The organism is Nitrospira sp. Kam-Ns4a, from assembly GCF_965152595.1.
The window spans coordinates 624,045-648,095 of record NZ_OZ224218.1 but is presented as its reverse complement, the minus strand read 5'-3'; the positions used below and the strand labels follow the sequence as shown (position 1 = coordinate 648,095).

Annotated in this window: 20 protein-coding genes; 6 read left to right on the top strand and 14 right to left on the bottom strand. The window is 68.3% G+C overall.

What is annotated here, in order from left to right:
• Nucleotides 1-5: 5 nt before the first annotated feature.
• From ACWHYQ_RS03205 to ACWHYQ_RS03195, 3 genes are all read right to left on the bottom strand, one after another.
• Entirely contained in the window at nucleotides 6-650 is a 645-nt protein-coding gene (locus tag ACWHYQ_RS03205; protein ID WP_447974312.1) for a hypothetical protein, read from the bottom strand.
• Between the two features lie 411 nt (nucleotides 651-1,061).
• Nucleotides 1,062-1,499 (bottom strand): type II toxin-antitoxin system VapC family toxin, encoded by a 438-nt coding sequence (locus ACWHYQ_RS03200; protein ID WP_447974311.1) that lies wholly within the window; start codon nucleotides 1,497-1,499, stop codon nucleotides 1,062-1,064.
• Nucleotides 1,499-1,777: a type II toxin-antitoxin system Phd/YefM family antitoxin gene (locus tag ACWHYQ_RS03195; RefSeq protein WP_447974310.1), complete on the bottom strand. Its 279-nt coding sequence runs from the start codon at nucleotides 1,775-1,777 to the stop codon at nucleotides 1,499-1,501. The genes ACWHYQ_RS03200 and ACWHYQ_RS03195 overlap by 1 nt, the downstream gene beginning before the upstream one ends.
• Before the next feature lie 376 nt (nucleotides 1,778-2,153).
• On the opposite strand from ACWHYQ_RS03195, the gene ACWHYQ_RS03190 reads away from it, so the two are divergent.
• Complete coding sequence (locus ACWHYQ_RS03190; protein WP_447974309.1) at nucleotides 2,154-3,926, top strand: caspase family protein; 1,773 nt, start codon at nucleotides 2,154-2,156, stop codon at nucleotides 3,924-3,926.
• A 184-nt stretch (nucleotides 3,927-4,110) separates the two neighbouring features.
• Here ACWHYQ_RS03190 and ACWHYQ_RS03185 read toward each other — a convergent pair whose 3' ends face one another.
• The 5 genes from ACWHYQ_RS03185 to ACWHYQ_RS03165 form a co-directional block, all read right to left on the bottom strand.
• Nucleotides 4,111-5,859, bottom strand: coding sequence for a putative bifunctional diguanylate cyclase/phosphodiesterase (locus ACWHYQ_RS03185; RefSeq protein WP_447974308.1), 1,749 nt, complete (start codon nucleotides 5,857-5,859; stop codon nucleotides 4,111-4,113).
• Between the two features lie 14 nt (nucleotides 5,860-5,873).
• A complete protein-coding gene (locus ACWHYQ_RS03180; protein ID WP_447974307.1) occupies nucleotides 5,874-6,233 on the bottom strand; it encodes a PAS domain-containing protein in 360 nt (119 codons plus the stop codon).
• 173 nt (nucleotides 6,234-6,406) lie between these two features.
• Nucleotides 6,407-7,378, bottom strand: a complete 972-nt coding sequence (locus tag ACWHYQ_RS03175) for an aldo/keto reductase (protein ID WP_447974306.1) — start codon at nucleotides 7,376-7,378, stop codon at nucleotides 6,407-6,409.
• Between the two features lie 68 nt (nucleotides 7,379-7,446).
• Nucleotides 7,447-9,288 (bottom strand): TIGR03545 family protein, encoded by a 1,842-nt coding sequence (locus ACWHYQ_RS03170; RefSeq protein ID WP_447974305.1) that lies wholly within the window; start codon nucleotides 9,286-9,288, stop codon nucleotides 7,447-7,449.
• Nucleotides 9,285-9,797: a TIGR03546 family protein gene (locus ACWHYQ_RS03165; protein ID WP_447974304.1), complete on the bottom strand. Its 513-nt coding sequence runs from the start codon at nucleotides 9,795-9,797 to the stop codon at nucleotides 9,285-9,287. Before ACWHYQ_RS03165 ends, ACWHYQ_RS03170 begins: the two co-directional genes overlap by 4 nt.
• Nucleotides 9,798-9,921: 124 nt before the next feature.
• On the opposite strand from ACWHYQ_RS03165, the gene ACWHYQ_RS03160 reads away from it, so the two are divergent.
• Nucleotides 9,922-11,079 (top strand): aminoglycoside phosphotransferase family protein, encoded by a 1,158-nt coding sequence (locus ACWHYQ_RS03160; protein ID WP_447974303.1) that lies wholly within the window; start codon nucleotides 9,922-9,924, stop codon nucleotides 11,077-11,079.
• 72 nt (nucleotides 11,080-11,151) lie between these two features.
• On the top strand, nucleotides 11,152-11,916 hold the full coding sequence (locus ACWHYQ_RS03155) for a nucleotidyltransferase family protein (RefSeq protein WP_447974302.1): 765 nt from the start codon (nucleotides 11,152-11,154) through the stop codon (nucleotides 11,914-11,916).
• 19 nt (nucleotides 11,917-11,935) lie between these two features.
• Here ACWHYQ_RS03155 and ACWHYQ_RS03150 read toward each other — a convergent pair whose 3' ends face one another.
• On the bottom strand, nucleotides 11,936-12,709 hold the full coding sequence (locus tag ACWHYQ_RS03150; protein WP_447974301.1) for a hypothetical protein: 774 nt from the start codon (nucleotides 12,707-12,709) through the stop codon (nucleotides 11,936-11,938).
• 120 nt (nucleotides 12,710-12,829) lie between these two features.
• Here ACWHYQ_RS03150 and ACWHYQ_RS03145 point away from each other — a divergent pair, with 120 nt between their 5' ends.
• The 3 genes from ACWHYQ_RS03145 (at nucleotide 12,830) to hpnR (ending at nucleotide 16,970) form a co-directional block, all read left to right on the top strand.
• Nucleotides 12,830-14,491 (top strand): glycoside hydrolase family 13 protein, encoded by a 1,662-nt coding sequence (locus tag ACWHYQ_RS03145; protein WP_447974300.1) that lies wholly within the window; start codon nucleotides 12,830-12,832, stop codon nucleotides 14,489-14,491.
• Between the two features lie 58 nt (nucleotides 14,492-14,549).
• The gene (locus ACWHYQ_RS03140; protein ID WP_447974299.1) at nucleotides 14,550-15,299 is read left to right on the top strand and encodes a DUF72 domain-containing protein; all 750 of its coding nucleotides are present in this window, start codon (nucleotides 14,550-14,552) and stop codon (nucleotides 15,297-15,299) included.
• A 126-nt stretch (nucleotides 15,300-15,425) separates the two neighbouring features.
• Nucleotides 15,426-16,970, top strand: a complete 1,545-nt coding sequence (gene hpnR, locus ACWHYQ_RS03135; RefSeq protein WP_447974298.1) for a hopanoid C-3 methylase HpnR — start codon at nucleotides 15,426-15,428, stop codon at nucleotides 16,968-16,970.
• Between the two features lie 454 nt (nucleotides 16,971-17,424).
• On the opposite strand, the gene ACWHYQ_RS03130 is transcribed toward hpnR, so the two are convergent.
• From ACWHYQ_RS03130 to ACWHYQ_RS03110, 5 genes are all read right to left on the bottom strand, one after another.
• Nucleotides 17,425-17,949, bottom strand: a complete 525-nt coding sequence (locus ACWHYQ_RS03130) for a hypothetical protein (protein WP_447974297.1) — start codon at nucleotides 17,947-17,949, stop codon at nucleotides 17,425-17,427.
• Between the two features lie 65 nt (nucleotides 17,950-18,014).
• Nucleotides 18,015-18,614, bottom strand: coding sequence for an excalibur calcium-binding domain-containing protein (locus tag ACWHYQ_RS03125; protein ID WP_447974296.1), 600 nt, complete (start codon nucleotides 18,612-18,614; stop codon nucleotides 18,015-18,017).
• On the bottom strand, nucleotides 18,611-19,276 hold the full coding sequence (locus tag ACWHYQ_RS03120; RefSeq protein WP_447974295.1) for a phospholipase D family nuclease: 666 nt from the start codon (nucleotides 19,274-19,276) through the stop codon (nucleotides 18,611-18,613). The genes ACWHYQ_RS03125 and ACWHYQ_RS03120 overlap by 4 nt, the downstream gene beginning before the upstream one ends.
• 234 nt (nucleotides 19,277-19,510) lie before the next feature.
• Nucleotides 19,511-21,244 carry a hypothetical protein gene (locus ACWHYQ_RS03115; RefSeq protein WP_447974294.1) on the bottom strand — a complete coding sequence of 578 codons (1,734 nt, stop codon included), beginning with the start codon at nucleotides 21,242-21,244 and terminating at the stop codon, nucleotides 19,511-19,513.
• A 231-nt stretch (nucleotides 21,245-21,475) separates the two neighbouring features.
• Nucleotides 21,476-24,010 carry a heavy metal translocating P-type ATPase gene (locus tag ACWHYQ_RS03110; protein ID WP_447974293.1) on the bottom strand — a complete coding sequence of 845 codons (2,535 nt, stop codon included), beginning with the start codon at nucleotides 24,008-24,010 and terminating at the stop codon, nucleotides 21,476-21,478.
• Between the last annotated feature and the right edge of the window lie 41 nt (nucleotides 24,011-24,051).

Here is a 24,051-nt window from a genome sequence, read left to right as displayed (position 1 = left end):
CCGAGTCAAGGAGCAGTGGGAGGATCGGATGGTAGAACGGCGTCCAGGCGCCGGTACAGGGGGATGATCTCGCCGATGACCCGCCGTTGAAGTTCGAGCACCTCCCGCTTGTCCGCCTCGGTGAACCCCCGGTCCTGCAGGCGCAGCTCGGCGAGCCGCGGGTGCCGCGCGACGGCGCCGAACCCGAACCACGCGAGGTTGTGCCAGACCTGGAGATCGAGCAGCTCCTGCGTCGAGAACTGGCGCGCCGCCCGCTCGAAGTCGAGCTTCCGGATGTCGGTACCCCGCTTGAGCAGGAGATCGTGGTAGCGCGGCCAGGGGCGGACCATCGTGTCCCAGTTCGCGGCGAAGAAGTGGCGCAGGATGAACGCGCGCTCGGTCAGCGTCAGGTCCGCGGCCGGGCGCGCGGCATGCTCCAGGAAGAGGTCGCCGCTCGTGCCTGCTGCCAGGTCCCGGAGCTGCAGGAGCAGCGACGGCGTGAAGTTGAACGTGGCCTTGACCGCGGGAACGCGCTCGAGGAGGAAGGCCATGTCGAAATAGGCCTTGATCGCGTGCAGACGGACCCAGGGCATCGCGGCGGCGCCCGTCGCTCGGTCCACGTACAGGGGCTGGTGCATGTGCCAGAGAAAGCAGAGCCGGACCGTTTTCATCCCTCGCCTTTCGCTTGGTTGCTCTTGCGCGGGAGCGCCGCAGTATTGCACAGGGCGTCCGCTCCTTCAACCGGGAGCGGCCGCCGCCTTCGCTCAGCCGGACGCCTCCGCCGTCGTGGATCGGGATCGGGAAGTCGCATGGCAAGCTGCTCACCGACGCCAAGGCCACGCTCAGTGACCTGCGGTCTGGGCTGGGGCCCTGGTTCCAGAAGCGGGCCAAAGCCGATGCGACTTTAAACACCTCAATCGCCATGGCCTGCTGGCCGATCAGGCGCTGGAGCTTCTCGCGCTCTCGCTTCGGCGCCTCCTCGTTGGCGGGGAGCCCGTCGGCTTCGCTCCCTCGATCCCTTCCAACACGCAGGCCGGATCACGGCTACCTCCCGGTCGAGCGCCGGCGAGAGCCATGCCACCTTAACCGACCCACAAGATCGAGAGCCGCACCAGCTCGGCCGCCTTCCGCTGCTGTGCGTCTGCCGTGACCAACGGGATGCGGATGCCGGAGGCGACCTGAACCGTCATCACCGATGCGACATGGATCGCGTCCAGGGTGCGAAGGTCCAGGGTGCGCACCAAGTCCTCAGCCTGCGCAAGAACCTGGGGGCTTACTTCCACCAATTCCCAATAGGCGCGATCCTGTCGGAGGCGAGCGATGATCGCCTGGAAATGCCGGTCGGTCAGGTGGCCGGCTCGATGGCGACGGCTCAGCGCCGACATCAGCTCGACCGGAAAAACGGCCGAGGACAACAACCGATGCCGTCGAAGAAGGGCCCGGGCCTGCGCCGAGGTGTCCGCCCGGACATAGCGCTTGAGCAGCGCGCTGGTATCGAAATAAGCCCAGGCCGGCCGCATTACGATGCGTCGCGCTCTTCGCGCAGCGTCCGGGACAACGGCTTTCCCCGCAGTGGGCGCGGGGTCCAGGGCGGCAGCGGTGACGGCTTGGACGCGGGGCGCAGAACCCCGCTCGCTTCGAGGTGCCGCATCAGCACTTCACCCCTGGCGTCCCCGTGCAACGGCTTGATCACCGCGATCGGTTTACCGCGTTCCGTCAGCACGACCTCTTCGCCGGCTTTCACGAGCTTGACCGCCTTGGAAAAGTGCTGATTCGCTTCGCGCAACCCCATGCGCATGGCGCCAGCCTCCTCTGCAGGTAGTGACGTCACTACTCTATCCGTTGGCCGGGCGTTCGTCAACGGGCTCCACATCGGTTCCAACGCCAGAGTTCCACTAGCAGCCGCGCCGCGCCTGTCTGCGCCGCAGCGCGGCAGGCGGGCCATCGAAGGCGAGCAGATACCGGCTGGCCTCGAAGACGGGCAAGCGCCAATCGAGGCCCTCTCCACCGCCGATCGGGGCGTCACGGCGAAGACGTAGTCTCGCAATTGGTTCGAGCGCGAGAGCCTTCCTCGTACGCCGTTCGGCGTATGGGGAGACTCTTGCCTTCACTGCCCTTGGATTGCCTACCATAGAGATGTCCGGGGCCTTCTCGTCATCGGAAGGAGGGGCGCCATGCGTCAGGCTCTCCTCAGCGGACTGCTGCTGGGCGGTGTGACCGCTGTGCTCGCCTTCCCGCCGGCTGCCGCCGACTTCAGCCAGCCCGACGCCTACGCCGTCGTGATCGGGATCAGCCAGTACCGGGAAGAGGTCATTCCCAAGGTGGCCTACGCGGTCAAGGACGCCGAAGCGATGGCGAAGCTCCTGGAGACCCAGACGGGGATTCCGAAGTCGCACATCCGGTTGCTGACTGACGCCAAGGCGACGCTCAGTGACCTGCGGTACGCCCTGGGCCCATGGCTCCAGAGGCGGGTCAAACCCCCTTCGATTGTCTACGTGTACTATGCCGGGCACGGAACGCCGAATGTGCAGATCCAGTCCGGCTCCATTGTGCCCTGGGACGGTCTGCCCGATTATCCGGACGGCCTCTATCCCCTCAAGGAGCTGGAAGAGACGCTTGGCAAGCTGCCCGCCTCCAACGTGCTGGTATTTCTAGATTCGTGCTTTTCCGGGGCCGCTGGCCGCTCCGTGCTGGCCACCGGCGCTCGGCCGATGGGGCTCTCCTTGGAGCATTCCCTCCTGGCGGCGGGCAAGGTGGTAGTGCTGGCGGCGTCCACCGGGGACCAGATCAGCTCGGACTACGACAAGGCGAGGCACGGGCTCTTCACCTACGCGCTGCTGACAGGGCTCCAGGGCGCGGCCGATCAGGACCACGACGGGGTGGTGACGGTGCGGGAGTTGTATCCCTATGTCCGCAAGCAGGTGGCGGAGACGGCCGTGGAGGAGCTGAACCGCGAGCAGACGCCTGTCCTGCTACCGGGCAAGGAGCTGCTGGGTGCACGGGCGGCCCTGCCGGTGGCTCGGGTGGCGCCAGCCGCTCCGGCCATGCCGAGCGCGCCGACGCTCCTGCTGTCGCCGAGCAAGGACGTGGACGTGAGCGTGTATGAGCACCTGGACACCTTGGCCAAGCTGGGACCGAGCAGCGGGAGCAGTCGTGGGCGAAGGTCCGGGCCTTTGCGGGCAACCGCAGCCTCGCAACGGCGCGGCGTCTCGCCGCGCTGGAGAAGTTCCTCGCGGACTTTCCCGAGGACACCCCCCCACGGCGCCGAGGCGGAGGCGCTCAAGCAGCAGATCCAGCAGGAGATCCAGATAGCCAAGGTGCCGGCCTCTGCCGCGCCCCAGCAGGCTGGGCGGGAGATCACCGGCCGGGACGGGGCGCCGATGGTCCTGATCCCCGCCGGCACTTTCTGGATGGGGAGTACGGAGGACGAGGTCGAGCGGGTGGTGGACGAGTGCCAACGGGTCGTCGGCAAATATGAAGATGAATCTGAGTGCCGGGGCCTTATCAGCGCGGAGCTGCCGCGCCACCGGGTCACGCTCGATGCCTTCTACCTGGACGTCTACGAGGTGACGAATCGCCTGTTCGAGCGGTTTGTGAGCGCGACGGGCTACCAGACGACGGCGGAACGGGAGAGCACGGCCGTCGCGTTCGTCGGGGGCAAGGGTTGGCAGGAAGTCCGCGGGGCCTCCTGGCGGCAGCCGGAGGGGGGGCCAGACGGTGTTCGTCTCGAACTGGCGGGAGCATCCGGTCGTCTCCGTCTCCTGGCACGACGCGGAGGCCTACTGCCGCTGGGCGGGGAAGCGGCTGCCGACCGAGGCCGAATGGGAATATGCGGCCCGGGACGGGGTCCGACCGCCGAACCGGGACGTCAAGATCGGGTTCCGCTGTGCCCAGGACGTTCCGAGGTAACCCTCTGGGCTGTAGCCCTGTCTCCCTGTGAATCTTGAATCCGAGGTCCCCTCACCGCCGCCGGCCGCGCCGCCTTGGCCCGGGAACGCGGGCCTATCGAGCTGATCCGGTTCTTGCAGCAATTCGAGACAGGGACCGGCCATTGCTCGAAGGACCGACCCCAGTGGCGCAGCGATCAGGACATCGAGGCCCTGGCCGAATCCATCCCACAGGCCAGGCCCTTCATGCCGGAACGGGGGCGGCGAGGACCCCGCCGGCGCGCCGCCGTGATCGGGCCATCAACTTGGCGAAGTCGTCGGGCGGCACCGGCTGGCTGAAGTGGTACCCCTGCAGCTCGTGGCAGCGGGCGGCTTCGAGAAACGCGGCCTGCGCCTCCGTTTCCACCCCTTCGGCGATCACTTTCAGGTTCAGGCAGTGCGCCATGGCGACGAGCGCCTTCACGATGGAGGCATCGTCCCCGTCGGCTGGGATCTCCCGGATGAAGGATCGGTCGATTTTCAAGCTGTGGATCGGGAGGCGCTTGAGGTACCCCAGGGCCGAGTACTCGGTCCCGAAATCGTCAATGGCCAGGTGAATGCCCATCTCGCTCAGGGCCCGGAGCGTGGCCATGACGCTGCCCCGATCCTCGATGAGGAGGCGCTCCGTCAGCTCCAACTCCAGATTGCGCGCCGGCAGGCCGGTGTCCTTGAGGATCCGCGCGACGGTCTTCGGAAAGTCGGCTTGCTCGAGTTGGCGCAGGGAGACGTTGACGGCGACGCGCAGCAGGGGAAAGCCCAGGGCATGCCAAGCCTCGGCTTGCCTGCACGCGGTGCGGAGCACCCACTCGCCGATCGGGACGATCAACTGCGTGTCTTCCGCAATCGCGATGAACTCGCTCGGCAAGAGCAATCCCTGGTCGGGATGCTGCCAGCGGATCAACGCTTCCATCCCGACGATGGTCCGGCTGGCCGCCTCCACCAGCGGCTGGTAATGCAGCAGGAATTCGTTGCGCTGGAGGGCCGTCCGGAGCCCCGTTTCGATCGCCAGGCGCTCTGTGGTCGCCCGGTGCATCTCTGCCGAGTAGAACCGGACCGCGCCACGCTGGCGTTTCGCGACGTACATGGCGGTGTCGGCGCACTGGAGGAGGCCGTCTCCGTCGGCGGCATCGGTCGGATATAGGGCGATGCCGATGCTGCAGGTGACGAAGACCTCATGGCCCCCGATCATGAAGGCCGGTTCCAGGCGCTCCTGGATTCGGCGGGCAATGCAGGCCGCGTCGTCGGGACCCTGGAGATCCTCCAGGATCAGGGTAAACTCGTCGCCGCCCAGCCGGGCCAGCACGTCGTTGGCCCGCAGGCAATCCCGCAACCGCTGCGGCACGGCTTGCAGCAGCAGGTCGCCCGTGCCGTGCCCCAGCGTGTCGTTGATCAATTTGAAGTGATCGAGGTCAATGAACAGCAGGGCCAGGAGCCGATCCGTCCGGCGGGCCCGCGCCAGGGTGTGGGTGAGCAGGCTCATGAAGAGCCGGCGGTTGGGCAGCTCCGTGAGCGGATCGAAGTGCGCCAGCTCGTCCAGGCGCGCCTGCGCCGCTTGACGCTCGGTGACGTCGCGGATGGCCAGAATGGCGGTCTTCTCGTCGTCGCGGAAGCGGGTGCAGGCGCCGGCGATTTCCAGCGCCAGTCGTGCGTCTCCCTGCCGGAACTCGTAGGTGTCGCGGCCCTCGCAGTCGCCGGCCAGGATGCGGGTCACCGGATGGTCTTCCGGGGGGAGCACGATCCCGTGCCGCTCCAGCGGCAGGAGCGTGGTCAGCTTGGCGCCCAAGACCTTGAGGTGCGGCCGGCCGACGAGGCGGTCGCAGGTCGCGTTGCACCATTGGACGACCCCGTCACCGTCGGTCCAGACGATGGCTTCCGCGATGGCGTCCAGCGTCACCTCCATCTTGCCCAGCGTCGCCCGGAGCGAAGTGATGAGCCCGTGCGTATCAGCGCCCATGCCCGGTCTCTCGGTCACGCCCGCGCCGCGAGCGGCCGGAGCGACGCGGCAAAGACCCACTGGCCGTCCTGCTGGTCCGCGGTGATCAGCAGCTCGACGGCGAGCTCCCGCCTGTCCCGGGCGACCAGCTTCAGCTCGAGCGGCTGGTTGAGCAATTTGGGCTGGCCGGTGGCCAAAAAGCGGGAGAAGCCCAGGTTATGGGCGTCGTGCATGGCGCGCGGAATGATCGTGGTGAGCGGCCGGCCGACGAGGTTGTCGGCGGTCCACCCGAAGGCGCTCGTGAAGGAGTCGTTGATGCCGACAACGATCCCGCGATGGTCCGCGAGCAACATGGGGACGTTGGCGTTCTGGCACAGGTCGGCGATGGTGGCCATGGCGAGCCTCCAAGGGCAATAGGGCCTCCTCGGGCGGAGGACCCGTTCCTGTGGTGCATCCAGGGAAACCGGCCTCGATCAAGGGCGAGGACGGAGCACAGAGCCTCGCAACAGAGTCGGAATGTTACCGGAAAACCTTGAGTAGGAATCCCTGAAGGAGTGGGGGCGCGACGCTACCAGGCGTAGGCTTCCGGGGCTGGGCCGCCGGGACCGGGAAAGATCCGGTCCAGCTCGGCCAGGGTGTCCTTGGCGAGGCTGATCGCTAGCGCCCGGAGGGATTGGTCGAGCTGCTCCACGGTCCGGGGGCCGATGATCGGGGCAGTCACGGCCGGTTGGTGGAGCAGCCAGGCCAGCGCCACATCGGCTGGCTGCTCGCCGAGCTTGCGGCAGAGCTGCTCGTAGGCCGCAAGCTGCGCGTGGCGCTCCTGCGCTTCCCGCTGCACCTCCTCCGAGGCCCGGCGGCCCTGGGAGGGAGGCGTCGCGCCGCCGGCGAGCAGCCCGCGGGCCAGCGGGCTCCAGGGGATCAGCCCGATGCCGTAGGCCTGGCAGGCGGGAATCACCTCGAGCTCGACCGTCCGTTCGGTAAGGTTGTACAGGCTCTGCTCGGAGACCAGGCCGAGGAAGTGACGCTGCCGGGCCGCCTCCTGGGCCTGCGCGAGGTGCCAGCCGGCGAAGTTGCTGCTCCCCACGTAGAGGATCTTCCCGTCCCGGGAGAGTCGTTCCATCGCCTGCCAGATCTCGTCCCAGGGCGTCGCGCGGTCCACGTGGTGCATCTGGTAGAGGTCCAGGTACTCGGTCCGCAGGCGGCGCAGGCTCGCCTCGCAGGCGCGCGTGATGTGGAGGGCCGAGAGCTTGGATTCGTTCGGCCAGTCGCCCATGCGGCCGTACACCTTGGTGGCCAGCACGACCTTCTCCCGGCGGCCGCCACCCTGCGCGAACCAGCGCCCGAGGAGCTGCTCGGTGAGCCCCTCGCCGCGCCGGCCGCCGTAGACGTCTGCGGTGTCGAAGAAGTTGATCCCGAGCTCGAGCGCCCAGTCCATGATCGCGAAGCTCTCCGGCTCGCCCGTGTAAGGGCCGAAGTTCATCGTGCCGAGACAGAGCCGGCTGACCTGCAAACCCGAGCGGCCCAGGTGAACGTACTGCATCCTGCCTGCTCCCGTCATGTTCAGTGCCAAGCCTCCGGTTCCAGCGGGTCTGGCGGAGCCGGATCGGCTCAGAACGGCAGCGCGAAGCCGCCCGGCGCACCGCCGCCGCCAGGCTTGGCGAGATGGAGGAGGTTCTTGCCGAGGTTGAGCCGGCCGGCCAGCTCGGCGGCGATCCCGTCGAGTCCGCCCAGGCTGCCCCGGAGCTCGGCGAGCGGGCCACCGACCTGCTCCATGATGGCGGCCTGGAGCTGGGCCTCGAATTTGGCGAGCTGAGCCTGGATCTGCTTGCCCACGGCCTCCTGCAGGACGCGGTCGAGGTCGGAGGAGAGCTGGACCTCGTACTGGTCGAGCGTGCCGGTAATCCCGGCCTTCACGGAGAAGCCGTGGACGTCGGCGAGGGCTGCCTGGATCGCCTGCTGGAGCGCGCCGGCGTCGGCCTTCGCGCCGCTCGCGATCTGGAGGGACTGGAGCCGTGCCGACAGGCCCGCATCGAGCGCCTGCCCGGCGACCGTCGCCTGGAGATCCAGGTCCGCGGACCCCTGCTGCAGGGTCAGGGGCAAGTCCGTGCCCGCCGCCAGGGTCAGCGAGCCGAGGCTCACGCCCCGGGCGAGGAGCTGCACCTCGTCCTTCGGGCTGGTCGGATGGACCCGGCTGAACGTGCCGGTCAGCTTGGCCGCCTGCAGGCCCTGGAGCTGCTCCCCCGCCAGCTCGAGGGTCAGCGGCGCGCCGAGCACGTCCTGGTCCGGCGTGATGTTCCGCACCACGCCCTTGATCGTCCCCTGCGGGATCTCGAGCGAGACCCGCGCGGTGCGGATCAGGAAGTCGGGGCGCGGCGCGACTTCCTTGAACCGGACGTCTACGCCCGCGCCGCGCAGGGGCGTGACGACCTCGACCTCCGCCTTGCGCTCGGCGTTCCGCATCAGGACCGGCTGGAGCTTCCGGTACCAGCGGAGCCCTGTCCGGGTCCACTCGCCCAACGGGCCCCCGAGTACGGCCGCGCTCAGGTTGGCCAGGCCCTGCGGGGAGATCGCGTACTTGTCCCGCAGGCGGCGGAAGTCCGCCTGCGGCGCCTGCTGCACCTCCTCCACCCGCTTCCGGAGCAGGGTGACCGAGCCCTCGAACTCTTTCTTGACGGCCTGGAGCTGCTCCAGGTCGCGCTTGAGGTCCTCCTGGATGGCGAGCGCGTCGCTGGCCCCGCCCAGGATGCCTCCGAGGCCGCCCTTCCCCGCCGACTTCAGGCCCTCGAGGCGCTTCTTGTACCCGTCGAATTTAGCCTTGTCCGGCAGGGCCGCGAGCTGCTTCTGCCACCGGTCCTTCGCGCCCGCCACGTCGGCGCGGACGGACTCGACGAGCTTGAGCGACTCGATCGCTTCGTGCTTGAGGATGTCGCGCGGGTCCCGGAGTTGGAGCGGCGGGAGCTTCACGCCGGCCAAGAGCTCCGCCTGACTGTCCGGGGCCTTTTTAACCGGCTTGGCGACCGCCCCGGAGCTGGTCCGCGGGGTGTTGAGCCGGATGCGCTCCGCGGCCAGCTCCTCGATGAGGACCTTGCGGCGGAGCAGGTTCAGCCCGTCCATCGTGAAGGCGATCCGGGCGATCTCCACGGCGTTGGTCATCGGCGCCTCGGGGTTCGTGACCTGGAGCCGGGTCAGCGTGAGGCCCAGCGGGAACAGCGAGAGGTCGGCGGCGTCCAGCTCCACCTTCGCGCCGACGAGTGCGGTGCCGGTCCGCTCGATCAGCCGCTTCATGGCAGCGTCCACCAGCAGGACCCAGATGCCGCCGAGACCCAGCACGAGGACGAGGAACACGACGACGCCGGGCCAGCGGATCCAGCCCTTGCGCCGCGGCTTCTTTGGGGAGGCTGCGGAAGGGGGCGGGGGCTGGCCGCCGGGCTTGGTGGGGCGCGCCGTCACAGGCCGCCTCCCCAGCCCGAGACGTTCTGGTAGAGCTGGTAGAACCGGCTGGCCGTGAACGCCTGCATGATCCGGGTCTTGAGGACCCACTGCATGACGCGCTCGCGGTACCGGCGAACGGCCCAGTTCAGGGCCGCGTAGAGCGGCGCGCAGAGCGCGAGCGAGACGACCAGGCTGCCCATCACGATGGAGTTGTTGAACCGCTCCAGCCGCCAGAGCGTCGAGTTGTAGAGGGCGGTCCAGAGCCCCTCGAGCCACGGAGCGGTCAGCACGGCGAGCCCGATCCGATGAAAGAGCGGGTCCAGCGCGACGGCCAGCCCGGAGAAGACCCCGAGGCCCAACAGGAAGGCCGAGAGATTCACCCGGATGACGAGGACGAGGAACAGGACTAGGAGGTTGTGCAGGCTCCAGAACGGCGTGAAGCCGGCGATCATCGCGAAGCAGAAGGCGAGGCTGATCTGCCCGGGCTCCGTCTCGGAATTGAGGACCTTCAACAGGCTGGCGAGCATCTGGAGCATCGCAGCCGAAGGATACCCCGTTTCTCCGAGCTTGCACAAGCGCTCGCGCAGAAGCGGGTCGGGTCTTTCTTCCGGCACGGATGACCGATGACGGATGATGGATGACGGATGACGCGTGGCGAAGTATAATGCGCGCGGGATGGCCATGATTCAGCCCTCGCCGCCGAAACAGGACCTGGCGCCACCCGACCGTGTCCGGGTCGCCGAGACCGTGCGCACCAGGTTGCCGTTCCTCGCCGAGCTGATCGCGATGGCGCCCCTGGCCGGGGACGCCTCCAACCGCCGCTATTTCCGCCTCGCGCTCGCTGGCGGCCCGCCGGCCTCCGTGATCCTCATGCAGCTTGCCGAGCCCGAGGCCTTCAAACAGTCCGAGGAGGCGCTCAGTGGGACTACGGTGCCGATCACGGAGCTGCCGTTCATCAATATCCAGCGGCACCTGGCCAAGGCTGGCGTCGCCGTGCCGGCGCTCTACCACTACGACCAGGAGGCCGGGCTGCTGTACCTGGAGGACTTCGGCGACCTTCTGCTCGTTCAGGCCTGCGAGGGGGCGCCGGCCGAACGCGTCGCGGGGTTGTATCGGCGGGCGATTGACGGGCTCGTCCGGATCCAGGTGCAGGCGTCCGACCGGCGGGACGGCGGGTGCCTGGCCTTTCACCGCGCCTTCGACGTGCCCCTGCTGATGTGGGAGTTCGAGCATTTCCTCGAGTACGGGGTGCTCGCCCGGCGTCAGGCGCCGATACCTGCGGAGGACGCGCAGGCGATCCGGGCCGAGTTTCGGCGGATCGCCGAACGGCTCGCGGCGGCGCCCCGGGTGTTCACGCACCGCGACTACCACTCGCGCAACCTGATGGTGTGCGATGCCGGTCCCCGCACGGACAGGGACGAATCCGGCCGGCTGGGGGTGCTGGACTTTCAGGACGCGCTGATGGGGCCAGCCACCTACGACCTGGCCTCGCTGCTCCGGGACGCCTACATCGCGCTCGACGAGGCGCTGATCGAGGAGCTGCTCGCCTACTACCTGGACCGGATGGCCGCGGCGGGACGGCCGGTCTCCGACCGGGCAGGCTTCCGGACGCTCCACGACCTGACGAGCATCCAGCGGAACCTGAAGGCCGCGGGCCGGTTTGTCTATATTGACCGGGTGAAGGGCAACCCCAAGTTCCTCGCCGACGTGCCCCGCGTGCTGGGCTACGTCCGCCGCAACCTCGCCAAGTACCCGGAGCTGGCCGCGCTGCGCAAGCACCTGAGCCCCTATGTGCCGGAATTGGAGTAGCGAACAGCGAATGGCCAGCGGCAAGCCGGGTCTGGGGGCGACTGGCTCTTCGCCGGGCGCTGAGTGCCACGCATGAAGGCGATGCTCCTCGCGGCAGGGCTGGGCACGCGCCTGCGCCCGCTGACCGACAGCCTCCCCAAGCCGCTCCTGCCGATCGCCGGCCGGCCGCTGATCGTCTGGACCCTGCTCCTGCTCCGCCAGCACGGCATCCGCGAGGTGGTCATCAATCTCCATCACCTGGGCCATCTGATCGAGAAGGAACTGGGCGATGGGGGGCAGCTCGGCCTCCATATCGAATACTCGCGCGAGCCGGTGTTGCTAGGCACGGGCGGCGGGATCAAGCAAGTAGAAGCCTTCTTTGGCGGGGAGCCGTTCCTGGTCGTGAACGCCGACACCCTCCTCGAGGTGGATCTCGGCACGGTCGCGCGGCTGCACGAGGAACGAGGGGCGCTCGCCACGATGGTGCTGCGCCACGACCGCGACGCGGAGCAATGGGGGGTCGTGGAAGTGGCGGCCGGGCAGCGGGTGGTCCGGATCAACGGCCGGGGGCTGGCTGCCCCCGGTCAGACGGAGCGGCTCATGTTCGCCGGCGTCCACGTGATCCACCCGCGGCTGCTGCGCGACGTGCCGGCCGGCCGCGAGTCCTCGATCATTGACGCGTACGTCGGGGCGATCCGGATGGGTGAGCTCGTCGCGGGCTACCGTATGGAAGGCTACTGGTCCGATCTGGGGACGCTCCAGCGGTACGAGCAAGCTCTGCGGGATGTGGAGCACGGCCGGATCAACCTGACCGCGCGGGCGCGCGCGCCCCTCGGCGCGCTGAGCCCGCCGCTGTGACTGGCTGGGCCAGGCGAGGTCAGGCAGGGCGGGCGGGCGGTGGCTGCGATTGCCGCAGCGCGGTCATCAGGCGGGTCTTGCGGAGGGACATGAGAGCCAGTTGGGCCTCCGTCGGGGCCGGCGCCTTTCGTGAGCCCTGCGCGTGGGTCCTGAGGAATCGGTCCACGAGGCCCAGCGCCTCCTGGTACCGCCCGGTCCGCTCCAGCAGATCGGCCAGCCGTGGGTAGCAGGCCAGAGCCAGGGGGCGATCCCGATCCTGCTGCGCATGCTCGATCGCGAACCGATACTGCGTGATCGCCAACTGCGGGTCTCGGCCCTCGGCACGGAGCGCCCCGAGGACGCAGAGGGAGACCTGGTCCGCCACGGTGCCGCTTCGCCGCGCCTGCGTGCCCTCGAGCAACCGGTCGAGCTGCTCCGCGGACAGCCTGAGACGCCCCTGCGTCAGGCGAAGCTGGGCCACCAGACGCTCGGCCTCCGGCCAGGTCCCGGCGAGCCCAATCGTCACGCAGCGGCAGCCGGCCGGGTTCGCGCAGCGGCCCTCGATCGGCGTGAAGGGCTTGCGGGCGAACAAGACGGGCAGGAACGCGGTGCCGCTCGCAGCCCGACAGGCGTCGCAGGCGGCGCCGTCGTCTGGCGTCAGATGAATGAGCAGGCGAACGCCGTCGCGGCGGAGGATGTCCACCGCCTTGATGCGTCCGGCCCGAACCTGGATCTCGTGAAGCTGCCAGAGCAGGAGCAGGCCCAGGATGGCCAACAGGTAGGGAAGCGTGTCCGGGACGGTCAGCGTGTCCATCGGGGTGCAGGCATCCAGCCAGCCCTCCTTCCTTTCTACCACGGGGTTGCGGCAGGACGAAGCCGAAGGGCGGTTTCTTGCAGGGCCGCGTGACGGGCTCGCGGAGGTGTGGGCAGGCGCATGACGCAGGAGTTACCCTGGTGGCAGGGTGCGGTGATCTACCAGATCTACCCGTGGAGCTTCCAGGATTCCGACGGGGACGGCATCGGCGACCTCCCCGGGATCGTGGCTCGGCTGGGCTACCTGAACGGCGAGCCGGACAGTCTCGGCGTGGACGCCGTCTGGCTGTCGCCCATCTTCCCCTCGCCGATGAAGGACTTTGGCTACGATGTGGCCGAGTACTGCGACGTGGATCCCCGCTTCGGCAGCCTGAAGGACTTCGATCGGCTGGTTGAGGCTGCCCATCGGCGCGGCATCCGCGTGATCCTCGATCTCGTGTTGAACCATACCTCCGATCAACACCCCTGGTTTCGGGAGGCGCGCGCCTCCCGCGCCGCCCCGAAACGAGACTGGTACTATTGGGCGGAGCCTCGCCGGCGCCTCGGTGGGTGGTGGCGGACTAGGCCGAGCAACTGGCAATCGGTCTTCGGCGGCCCGGCCTGGGAGTGGGACGCGCGGACCGGGCAGTATTACCTGCATTCCTTCTTGAAGGAGCAGCCAGATCTGAACTGGCGCCACCCCGCGGTGCGCGAGGCCATGCTCGCGGTCGTGCGGTTCTGGCTCGAGCGGGGGGTGGACGGCTTCCGGCTCGACGCGATCAACTGGATCGGGAAGGACACGAGCTGGCCAGACAATCCCCGGCGGCTTGGGTTGCGCGCCTACACGCGGCAGGTGCATCGCTACGACCGGGACCAGCCGGACACGCACGAGGTGCTGCGTGAGCTCCGGCTGGCGCTGCGGGAATACCCGGAAGCCGTGCTGATCGGCGAGGCGTCCGCGGATACGCCGGGCGGCCCGGCCGTCTTCTACGGGGACGGGAGCGATGAGCTGCACCTGGCATTCAATTTCCGGCTGCTCAAGTCCCCTTGGCGCGCCGATCGGTTCCGGCAGGTCATCCGCGAGTGGGATCGGGCGGTGCCGCCTGGAGCCTGGCCCACCCAGGTGCTGAGCAACCACGACCAGTCGCGCCACCGCACGCGCTACGGCCGCGGCGCGGATACGGCGGGCGCCGCGCGCCGCGCCCGCGCCGCGGCGCTCCTGTTGCTCACGCTGCGCGGCACGCCGTTCCTCTACTACGGGGAGGAAATCGGCATGGGCGACGTCCGCCTGACCCGGAGCCAGCTTCGCGACCCCTTCACCCGCCGCTACTGGCCCTTCCGGCGAGGACGCGATCCCGCGCGGACGCCCATGCAGTGGGATGCGTCGCCCCACGCGGGCTTTACGACGGGAACGCCGTGGCTTCCCGTCTCGCCCGACTTTGCGCGGGTGAATGTGGCGGCGGAGTCCGCGGACCCGGCTTCCCTGCTCGCCCTCTACCGGCGGCTGATCCGGCTGCGGAGGGCCTCGCCGGCCTTGCGCCTCGGCGCCTACCGGGAGGTCCCCGAGGCGCCCGATGACTGCCTCGTCTATCTCAGAGAGGCGGCATCCGAGCGCGTGCTCGTCGCGGTCAACTTCACCGACCGGGGCCAGACCTTCGCGCTGCCCTCGCTGCGCGGGGAGGGCGAGCTGCTGCTCTCGACGGATCCCGGGGTCCGGTGGGGGCCGTTCGATTCGGCCCGCGTGCGGCTCGGGCCCGACGAGGGCATCCTGGTGCGAATGGGTCCCCGGGGCGGCTCACCCTGACGCGCCGTGACGAGGCAGGCGGGCCGGTGCACCGGCTCCCGCATGGGGGGATCAACCCATGGCACGGGCGTTCGTCGGGACCTCAGGCTGGAACTATCCGGGCTGGCGGGGCACCTTCTATCCGGAGGACCTGCCGAGCCGGCGCTATCTCGCCTTTTACGCGGGCGAGTTCGGCACGACCGAGGTCAACTACTCCTTTTACCATCTCCCCAAGCCTCAGACCTACGCCAACTGGGCGGCCCAGGTGCCGGAGGGCTTCGTCTTCGCCGTGAAGGCGAGCCGCCTGGTGACCCATATCAAACGGCTCAAGGGAGTCGAGGAGCCCTGGGGCAAATTTGTCGAGCACGCGCGGGCGCTGGGGGAGCGGCTGGGGCCCATCCTGCTGCAGTTTCCCCCGAGCTGGGCGAAGGACGAGATGCGGCTGGCGGCCTTCCTCGCGCTCGCGCAGGAGGCGGCGCAGGGAAAGACCGGGCTGCGGCTGGTCTTCGAGTTCCGGCACGAGTCCTGGTTTGTGGAGCCGGTCTATCGGCTCCTCCGCCGGCATGGCGCGGCCCTGTGCATCGCCGACTCGCCACGGTATCCCCGCCGCGATGTGATGACCGCCGACTTCGCCTACTTCCGGTTCCACGGGCGGACCAAGCTCTTCGCCTCCCGCTACACGGAGGCGGAGCTGGCGGCGGAAGCCCGGGCCATGCGGCGCTTCTTGAAAAACGGGCTCGACGTGTACGCCTACTTCAACAACGACGCGGAGGGCCACGCGGTCGCCAATGCGCGGGCGTTGAAAGCGCTGCTGGTAGGCATACGTTGACTCCCTAAACCGAAAAAGAGTATAAGCAGGAGCCTTTGAGGGCCTTTGCCCCCTCGCGAGCTCTGCGCACGGCCGGCCAGTGCCGGCGGTCGTCCCTGCGCGAACCTTCTAAAGGGTGACGCTCCGATGAAAGTCCTGGCGGTCCATCCGGGCCCGCTCATGTACACGAAGATCTATCTCCGCCTGGAGCCCCTGGGGGTCGAGCTGGTGGCGGAGGCGGCCCGGCGGGCCGGCCACGCGGTCCAGCTCATTGACCTGCAGGTGGAGACGCATCGCGACTACTTCAAGCTGCTCGACCGGTGGCAACCGGATGTCATCGCCTTCGGGTGCAACTATCTCGCGAACGTGCCGGAGATCGTGGACCTGGCCAAGGAGAGCAAGCGGCAGCTCCCCGGGGCCTTCATCGTGGTCGGCGGCCACAGCGCGTCCTTCGTCGCCCGGGACTTCCTGGCTCACGGGGAGGGGGCGATTGACTGCGTGCTGCGCGGCGAAGGGGAGGCGGCCTTGCCCCAGCTTCTTCAGGCGATCGCGCACGACCGCAAAGCGATCACCAAGGTGCCCGGCGTCGTGGCGCTGGACGGAGAGGGGCCGCCGCCGGTCTTCGTGGAGAGCCTGGACGATCTCCGGCCCGCCCGCGACTTGCTCCGCCACCGCCGCAAGTACTTCATCGGCGTGCTGGACCCCTGTGCCTCGATCGAGTTCACGCGCGGCTGCCCCTGGGACTGCTCCTTTTGCAGCGCCTGGACCTTCTACGGCCGCAGCTACCGCGCCGTCAGCACGGACCGGGTCATCGAGGACCTCGAACGGATCAAGGAGCCGGGGATCTTCATCGTGGACGACGTGGCCTTCATCCAAGCCAAGCACGGCTTCGAGATCGGGGAGGCCATCGCTCGGAAGGGCATCAAGAAGCAGTACTACTTGGAGACCCGCGGCGACGTGCTGCTGCGGAACAAGGAGGTCTTCGAGTTCTGGAAAACGCTGGGCCTGCAGTACATGTTTCTCGGCATCGAGGCCATCGACGAGGACGGCCTGAAGATGCACCGCAAGCGCATCTCGCTCGGAAAGAACTTCGAGGCCCTGGAGTACGCCCGCTCGCTGGGCATCACGGTCGCGATCAACCTCATCGCCGATCCCTCCTGGGACAAGCGGCGCTTCGAGGTCGTCCGCCAGTGGTGCCTGGAAATCCCGGAGATCGTCAACATCAGCGTGAACACACCCTATCCGGGGACCGAGACCTGGCATACGGAAGCCCGGAAGATCCAGACCCGCGACTACCGGCTTTTCGACATCCAGCACGTGGTGCTGCCGACCACGCTCCCGCTCCGCGAGTTCTACGAGGAGCTGGTCAAGACCCAGCAGGTGCTCAACATGAAGCACCTCGGCTGGGCGGCGCTCAAGGACACGGCGAAGATCGCGATCGGCCACCTCCTGCGCGGGCAGATCAACTTCGTCAAGATGCTCTGGAAGTTCAACAGCGTCTATGATCCCGAGCTGCAGCTCGCGGACCACCAGCGCCCCGTGAAGTACGAGATGAGCCTTCCCCCGCCGCACCAGGACAAGGTCAAGTCCAACCTCCTCTACATCCACAGCGCCCGCGGCCGGCAAGGCCGCGCGCTGGACGACGCGACCGAGCAGTTCGTCGAGGCCACCCGCATGGGGACGAGTGCCTAGCCTCCCCCGCCCGGCGTTCGGCACGACGGCCGGGTCAAGGCGCCGGAGTGCTGGCGCCCATCACTTCGATGCTGATCCCCGGGCATCCGCCTTGAGCCTCGAGGAAATCCGCAAGGAGCGGTCGTTGGCCCAGTCGGCAACGAGGGGCAAGGGCGCGCTGTGCTCGTAATGTTCATCGGTCCGTCCCGCGTGCCAGCCCCTGTCGTCATGATGCCCCGCGTACTGGAAGCCTCCCGGATAGGCAAGGCCCAGATGCGCCACGTACGGAATCGAGGCCTCAAGACCCGGCCAGAAATCCTTGCCGTGCCCCACCTCTGCACGGAAGGACTGGCGGCCAGTCAGAGCGAGGCAGAGCGTGGCGGGCAGCAGGACTTCTCGACCGCGAAGCCCGCGGCGCGCGAACCCGGACGGTCCCGAACACGCAGGTGTGGGCCTTGTGGTGGCTCTCATCTCGTTATCGCATCGGCTGGCGCCGCTGCGAGGCCTCTTCAATTTGCTTCATCAGGGTGTTGACCTTCTTGGCGCCGTTGCGCACGGAGGTATTGACGAAGGTGCTCAGGATCTCGGCCAGCGCTTCCTCGCTGGCGGCGGTGGCGATGGTGTTGTCTATGTAGACGAATTCTGTCCCCAGATACCGTTTGACCTCGGTCGCCAGCTCTTTGTTGCATCCCTCTGCGACCAGGGAGTCCGCCCATTCGCTCCAATCCACGGACCCCACGAGCACGCTGCCGAACACGCCGAACCGCTCTCCCCTGACGGTCTTCGCTTCCATGGCGCTGAGGATGATCAGGAAGCCGTCCACTGTCCCGCTCTTGACCTGGTAGCCCTCCGCCCGGAGGTGGCGCTTGAGCGCGCCCTCGACGAGCATGGACGTGGGATCGCCGCCTTGGTTGTAAATGGACACCACTTGGGCTTCGACACCGTTGGCAGCGCCGAACAGCACCGCGAGGACGATCAGGGACTGGATCCAGGCCATCATCGGAGCACCCCCTCGGTTAGAGGCTCACAGCACAATGCTTGTCCTTTCACGTCGCTCGACCCTGCTCAGCGCCGCCGTCCCCTCGGAACTGGTGTCCGGTCGTAGGGGCCCGGCCGGCTCTCGCAGGCGATCCCGTTGCGGTCCCGATCCAGCCGGTGCGGATCGGACGGGTCCTTCCGCAGCTCGGCCTGCGCGGCGGCTTGACTGGGGAAGTCCTGGCAGTCCAGGTCCCCGGGCCGGCCGTCCTTCCGTCGGGCGCCGCTGGCGGAGCGTGCCTCCTGCTCGAGGCTCCCATGAGGCTCCAGAGGCAAGATGGTGACCTTGACCTTGGTATGGATGGTCCGGCCCCGCTCGGTCTGCTCCAGCACCGTCACGTTGCCCGCGCGACCCTGTGCAAGCGTCTGAACGAGGTCCTCGACGGTCTGCGCGTTCTTGATGGTCGAGGCCGAGCGGATCTGCACCTGATACTGCTCGACGGCCTTGCGAACGGCCAGCGTGCGCGCGGTCTGCCGGGCCTGCACCAGGCTCTCGCCGTCGCCATAGGTGTAGGTGTCCTCTGCGATGATCTCCACCGGGACGGGCTCGCCCGCGGCGACCTTGCCGCCTGCCGCGGACAGGGTGGTCGCGAGCAATGCCGTGAGGACGCCGAGCCGCGCGGCGGTCATGGAGCGCCTGCCTTGCCGACGTAGAGCTCGGAGTGATCGGCGTGGGTCCGCCAGTTGTCGGCGTATTTCTGCGCGAGCGCCTTGTCCGTGACCAGCAGCAGGTTTTCGGCGTTCGACTCCTCGGCGGCCTTCGTGAAGTTGAAGGAGCCGGTGATGACGAGCCGCCCATCCACGATCATGATCTTGTTGTGGGCCTTGGCGTGCTCGGCGTCAATCCGGGTCGGCACCCCGGCATGGGCGAGGAAGTCGGCGACGGTGTACTGGTCCCGCCGCTGGCTCTTGTCCAAGAGGACTTCGACGGCCACGCCGCGCTTATGCGCGTCCACGAGCGCCTGGGCAATCGGGGCGGAGGTGAAGGAATAGGCTTGGACGAGCACCGAGGTCTCGGCCTCGTTCAGCACGGTGACGATGCGCTCGGTGCAGTTGTCCGGCGGGGTGAAGCAGACGGTCCACTGCGGCTCGGCGGCGAGCTGGCCGTTGCCACACGCCGCTCGCGTCATGGCGGGTGACAGCCAGCAGGTGAGCGCAATGATCAGGGTGGCGCGGGCGAAGAGACAGGTGGTCTCCTTGGTCGAGGTGGCCGATCCGCTGGCGCACGGATGCTGGGCAAAGGCGGGATGGACACGGCAGGCATCCGCGCGAGCCAGGGACCGGTCCGGCATGATGCCTCCGGTGCGGTGCGGGTGAAGCCGAACTCGTAGGTAGGAACTGTACTGTAACCGCTATGAAGGGGTCAAGATAAGGGGAGGAGAATTCCCAGGTGGCAGGTGCGCCAACCAGCGGCGCAGGGCGTTCCTGATGCTAGCGGGCAACTGGCACGTGGTAGCGGAGTGGCGTGACAGGGCCGCGAAGGGGAGCGGGCCGGCCCGCTCCCCGGTGAAGGATCGCTGAGGTCCTCAGTCGGCGTGCGCCTGGTGGTTCCCGTTCCGAAGGGTGCCCGAGACGCTGAGGACGACGGTATTGCTCGCGTCCTTGATCTCGATCGTGGCCATGTCGCTCTTGCCCGGCTCGCCCGCATCGGTGAAGGTCCACTTGGCCGTCGCGCCGGCGACACCGTTCAGCCGCCCGGTCCCCTCGCCTTTGTAGGTGTCCAGCGGAGCGGCCGGCGGGTTCGGCGCGATGGCCGGGTCGTCGCTACAGGAGGCCATGGTAAGGCTCTCGAGGTGGAACTTGTTGCCCTTTCCCCAGTTGATCTGGAGGTTGTTGGGGCTCTTGGTCGCGTCACAGTGAAGCTCGAACCCGTGTGTCACGCGGCCCACCGTGCTGCTCATGACGCTCCCGCCGCCGGTCATGCGACCCTTCGCCGTGCCGGGCGGCGGCGGGGGCGGGGCCACGATCACATCGCTCTTGAACTCGAAGACGTGGTCACTGCCGTGCATGGAGCCGAACACGGTGTTCGGAAAGGCGACGCGGGTCATCCCTGTCGGGTCCAATGTGCCGGGCGGAATGGGGAAGCGATCGATGCCGCTCGGATCCGTGCTGGCGACTGGCGTGACGACCGGGGTGATCGTGGCCTCGAGGACGCTCGGGCTGAAGTCCACGGGCGTCGCCGTGGAGGCGGTGGGCGTCAGCATCTCCGTGCTCGGAGCCACGGTGGTGCTGGTCGGGCTCGCCGCCATGACCGTCAACACGCTCACCTTATCCGCCATCGCCTCGGTGAAAAAGCTCTGCAGGGTCGAGCCGGAGCCCGATGCCGCGACAGCGTGGGGCATGTCGATGCCCGCCTTCGTGTACTCGTCGATCACATCGTCCGCCGTGCCCAGGCTCCCATCCGGTCCGGCCCGCAGGCGACCGATGAGGTTGGCCCCGGTCACGGTAAACCAGAGGCTCCCTTCGGCGTCTTTGGCGATGCTGTTGGGCATGCCGAACCCTCCCGTCGCAAACCCGGGCGTCGGGATCGTCCAGCGCTTGAGCTCCCCGGTCGCCGGGTCGAGACGGAGGATCTGATCCGGCTTGCCGCCATCGGCAAACGCGGTGGCGAAGACGATCCCGCTCTCAACGACCAGGAAGTAGGGGTTGTTGCCGACGTCCCACTTTCTCACTGCGCCCGTCGGCGGATCCAGCTCGATGAGTTGACCAGGAAAGTTGTTCCCGAAGTACACCTTTCCATTGGACTGATCGACCCGGATGCTGGTTGCCCCGAAAGCACTGACATCCCATCTGCGGAAGCTCCCGCTGCCGGCGAAGTTCATATACGGGCTGAACGCGGAGTTGCCGTGAACCGTAGCCCAAGTGTCGCCGCCGCCGAACGTCAAGGGGGCGCCCGAGGCGGCCCGTCGGTCAATGTCGAGAGCGAACTGGAAGCCACCGGTCACACAATAGGTCTTAAACGCGTTCGCCACCGGGTTCCAGAACAGCAGTCCGCAGAATCCGCCGCAGGTGTTCTCCATCGAGGTCACCATCGCCGGCGCACCCACGTGCACGGTCAAGCCCGCCACATCATCGATGGTTTCATGGGGATCGAACCCGTTCAGTGGGCTGGCGCCGACGGCCCAGGTCTTGAATGTGCCGGAATGGGGTTCCCCGTCGAAGCCAGAGGCAGGCTGCTCGCCGGCCCCCATGAAAAGCCAGAGAAAAACCGCCGTACCGCCGACCAGCCAGGCCCTCCATCGGGACGCTCTCGTAGACATAGTGCCCTCCCTCCTTTGCTGAGGCGCGATCGGCCCTTCTGGTTGGATCTCCCTCAGGCGCTGCCAAGGCAGATCGAGGCCTAGGCACAAAAGCGCCCGCACAGTGGTACGCCAGACTGAGAAAGTCGGGTAGGGTCATTTGTCCCGTTTTGACGACTTTTTTGTCCCGACCGGTTTGAGGGCGGCTCGACAAGGGGGGAATTAGAGGGGACCGGCCTTGCGGAGGAACAGTCAGGACAGGGGCGGCGTAAATCGTCGGAGGCGCAGGGCGTTGCCAACGACGCTGACGGAGGACAGGCTCATGGCGGCGGCGGCCCAGATGGGGTTGAGGTAGCCGAGGGCAGCGGCGGGAATCAACAGCACATTGTAGATGAACGCGGCGAAGAGGTTCTGCTTGATATTAGTCGTGGTCGCGCGGGAGAGCGCGATCGCGGTAACGACGCCCCGCAGGTCGCCGCTCATAAGCGTGACCGGCGCCGCCTCCATCGCGACGTCGGTGCCCGTCCCGATCGCGATACCCACGTCGGCCTGGGCCAGCGCCGGCGCGTCGTTGATCCCGTCGCCGACCATGGCGACGACCTTGCCTGCCTGTTGCAGTGTTCCCACGACCTGGGCTTTCTGCTCCGGGAGAACCTCAGCCTCGACCCGGTCAATCTTCACCTGATTCGCGATGGCCTGGGCGGTGCGCGGATTGTCCCCCGTGAGCATGATCACTTCGAGGCCCAGCCGGTGCAGCGCTTCGACCGCCTCGCGCGCGTGGTCTTTCAGTTGATCGGCGACCGCGATCAAGCCGACGAGCTCGCCGCCCTCCCGCGCGGCGGCGGGCCGCACCGCCAGGTACATGACGGTCTGGCCCGCCTGCGCCAATTGCTCGGCCTTCCGCTGTGCCTCTGGGGGGACCGGCACGCCTTCGGCCTCCAGCAGCCGCAGGTTGCCGAGCAGGACAGTCGAGGCGCCGGCTCCGGTGCCGACCTTGGCGCGGACGCCGTGCCCGGGCACGGCGGCGAAGTCCTCCACCTCCTCTTCGATCGTGAGCCCGCGCGCCTGCGCGTGCTTGACGACGGCCTGGCCCACTGGGTGCTCGGAGCCTCGCTCGACCGCGGCGGCGAGCGCAACGGTCCGGTCCACTGGCCAGTCGGCCGCGAGCGGAACGACCGCGCTCACCGACGGCTCGCCGCGCGTGAGCGTGCCGGTCTTGTCCAGCACGACGGTCGTGAGCCGATGCGCGCGCTCGAGCGCGTCGCCGCCCCGCAGCAGGATCCCGTGCTCCGCGGCTTTGCCGATGCCGACCATGATCGAGGTCGGCGTCGCCAGACCCAAGGCGCAGGGGCAGGCGATGATGAGCACGGCGACGAAGTTCACCACCGCGTGCGTGAGCGCCGGAGCCGGCCCGAGCCAGAGCCAGAGCAGGAACGTGGCCGCCGCGACGCCGATGACGGCCGGGACGAAGTGGGCGGCCACCCGGTCGGCCAGCTTGGCGAGCGGTGGCTTGGCCGCTTGCGCCTCCTCCACGATCCGCATGATCCGGGCCATGGCCGAATCCGCCCCGACCCGCGTCGCCTCGATCCGGAGGCTGCCGGTCCGGTTCAGGGTCGCGCCGATCACCGGGTCGCCCGGCTGCTTGTCCACGGGCAGGCTTTCGCCGGTGAGCATGGACTCGTCAACCGCTGAGATGCCTTGGCGGACGATACCGTCCACGGGCACCTTCTCGCCGGGCCGCACGATCACGAGATCGCCGACCTTGACCTCTTCGATCGGGATGTCTAGCTCGCGCCCGTCCCGGATGACCCGCGCCTGTTTGGGCTGGAGGCCGGCTAGCTTCCGGATCGCCTCGGACGCCCGCCCCTTGGCTCTCGCCTCCAGGAGCCGCCCGAACAGGATCAAGGTGATGATCGCGGCGGAGGTGTCGAAGTACACCGCAGGCGCGAGGCCGCCGGCTGTGAAGAGGCCGGGCGCGACGGTGGCGGCGAGGCTGTAGAGGTAGGCGGCCGACGTTCCGACGGCGATGAGCGTGTTCATGTCGGTGGAACCGTGCCGGGCCGCAGCGAGCGCGCCCCGATAGAACGGCCAGCCGGCCCAGAACTGGACCGGCGTCGTGAGCAGGAGCTGGAGCCAGAACGACACCGTCTGCGGGATCGGGAGCCCCAGGTGTTCCGACATGCCGAGGACCATGACGGGCAGGGTCAGCCCGGCCGAGACGAGGAAACGCCGCTTGAGCGTCTGGGTGGCCTGCGCCTGGCGCTCGTGCGCGGGGGCGTCGGTGCGGGCGTGATGCGCAGGGGCGGCCGGCGGCGTCACCGGGGTGTAGCCGAGCCCCCGGATCGTGTCGGCGATGGTCTGCAGGCTGGTGACGTCCGGCTGGAACTCGACGGTCGCCTGCTCGGTAGCCAGGTTGACCGCGGCGCGCAGGACGCCAGGCGTCGCCTGCAGGCCGTCCTCGATCCGGGCGACGCAGGAGGCGCAGGACATGCCTTCGATAGGGATGGTCGCCGTCTGACTGGGCGAGCGGCGAGCGGCGAGCGGCGAGCGGGGAGTTGGTGCCCCTCGCCTCTCGCCACTGGCCTCGCGCCTGGCTTTCGGCAGGAGCGTGACCATCGGCGGTGCGGCCATGCCCTTGGGCCCTTCACGAAGCACGCGCTCGGGATCGGCGAGGAAGGTCCGCTTGCAGCCCGGGGCGCAGAAGTAATAGGTCTTGCCGCCGTGCTCCGCGGAGGCGGGTGCTGTCGCCTCGTCCACCGTCATGCCGCATACGGGATCAATGGCCATCGGACCCTCGCAGAGAAGCTGCCTGTATCCTACCAGCCGTG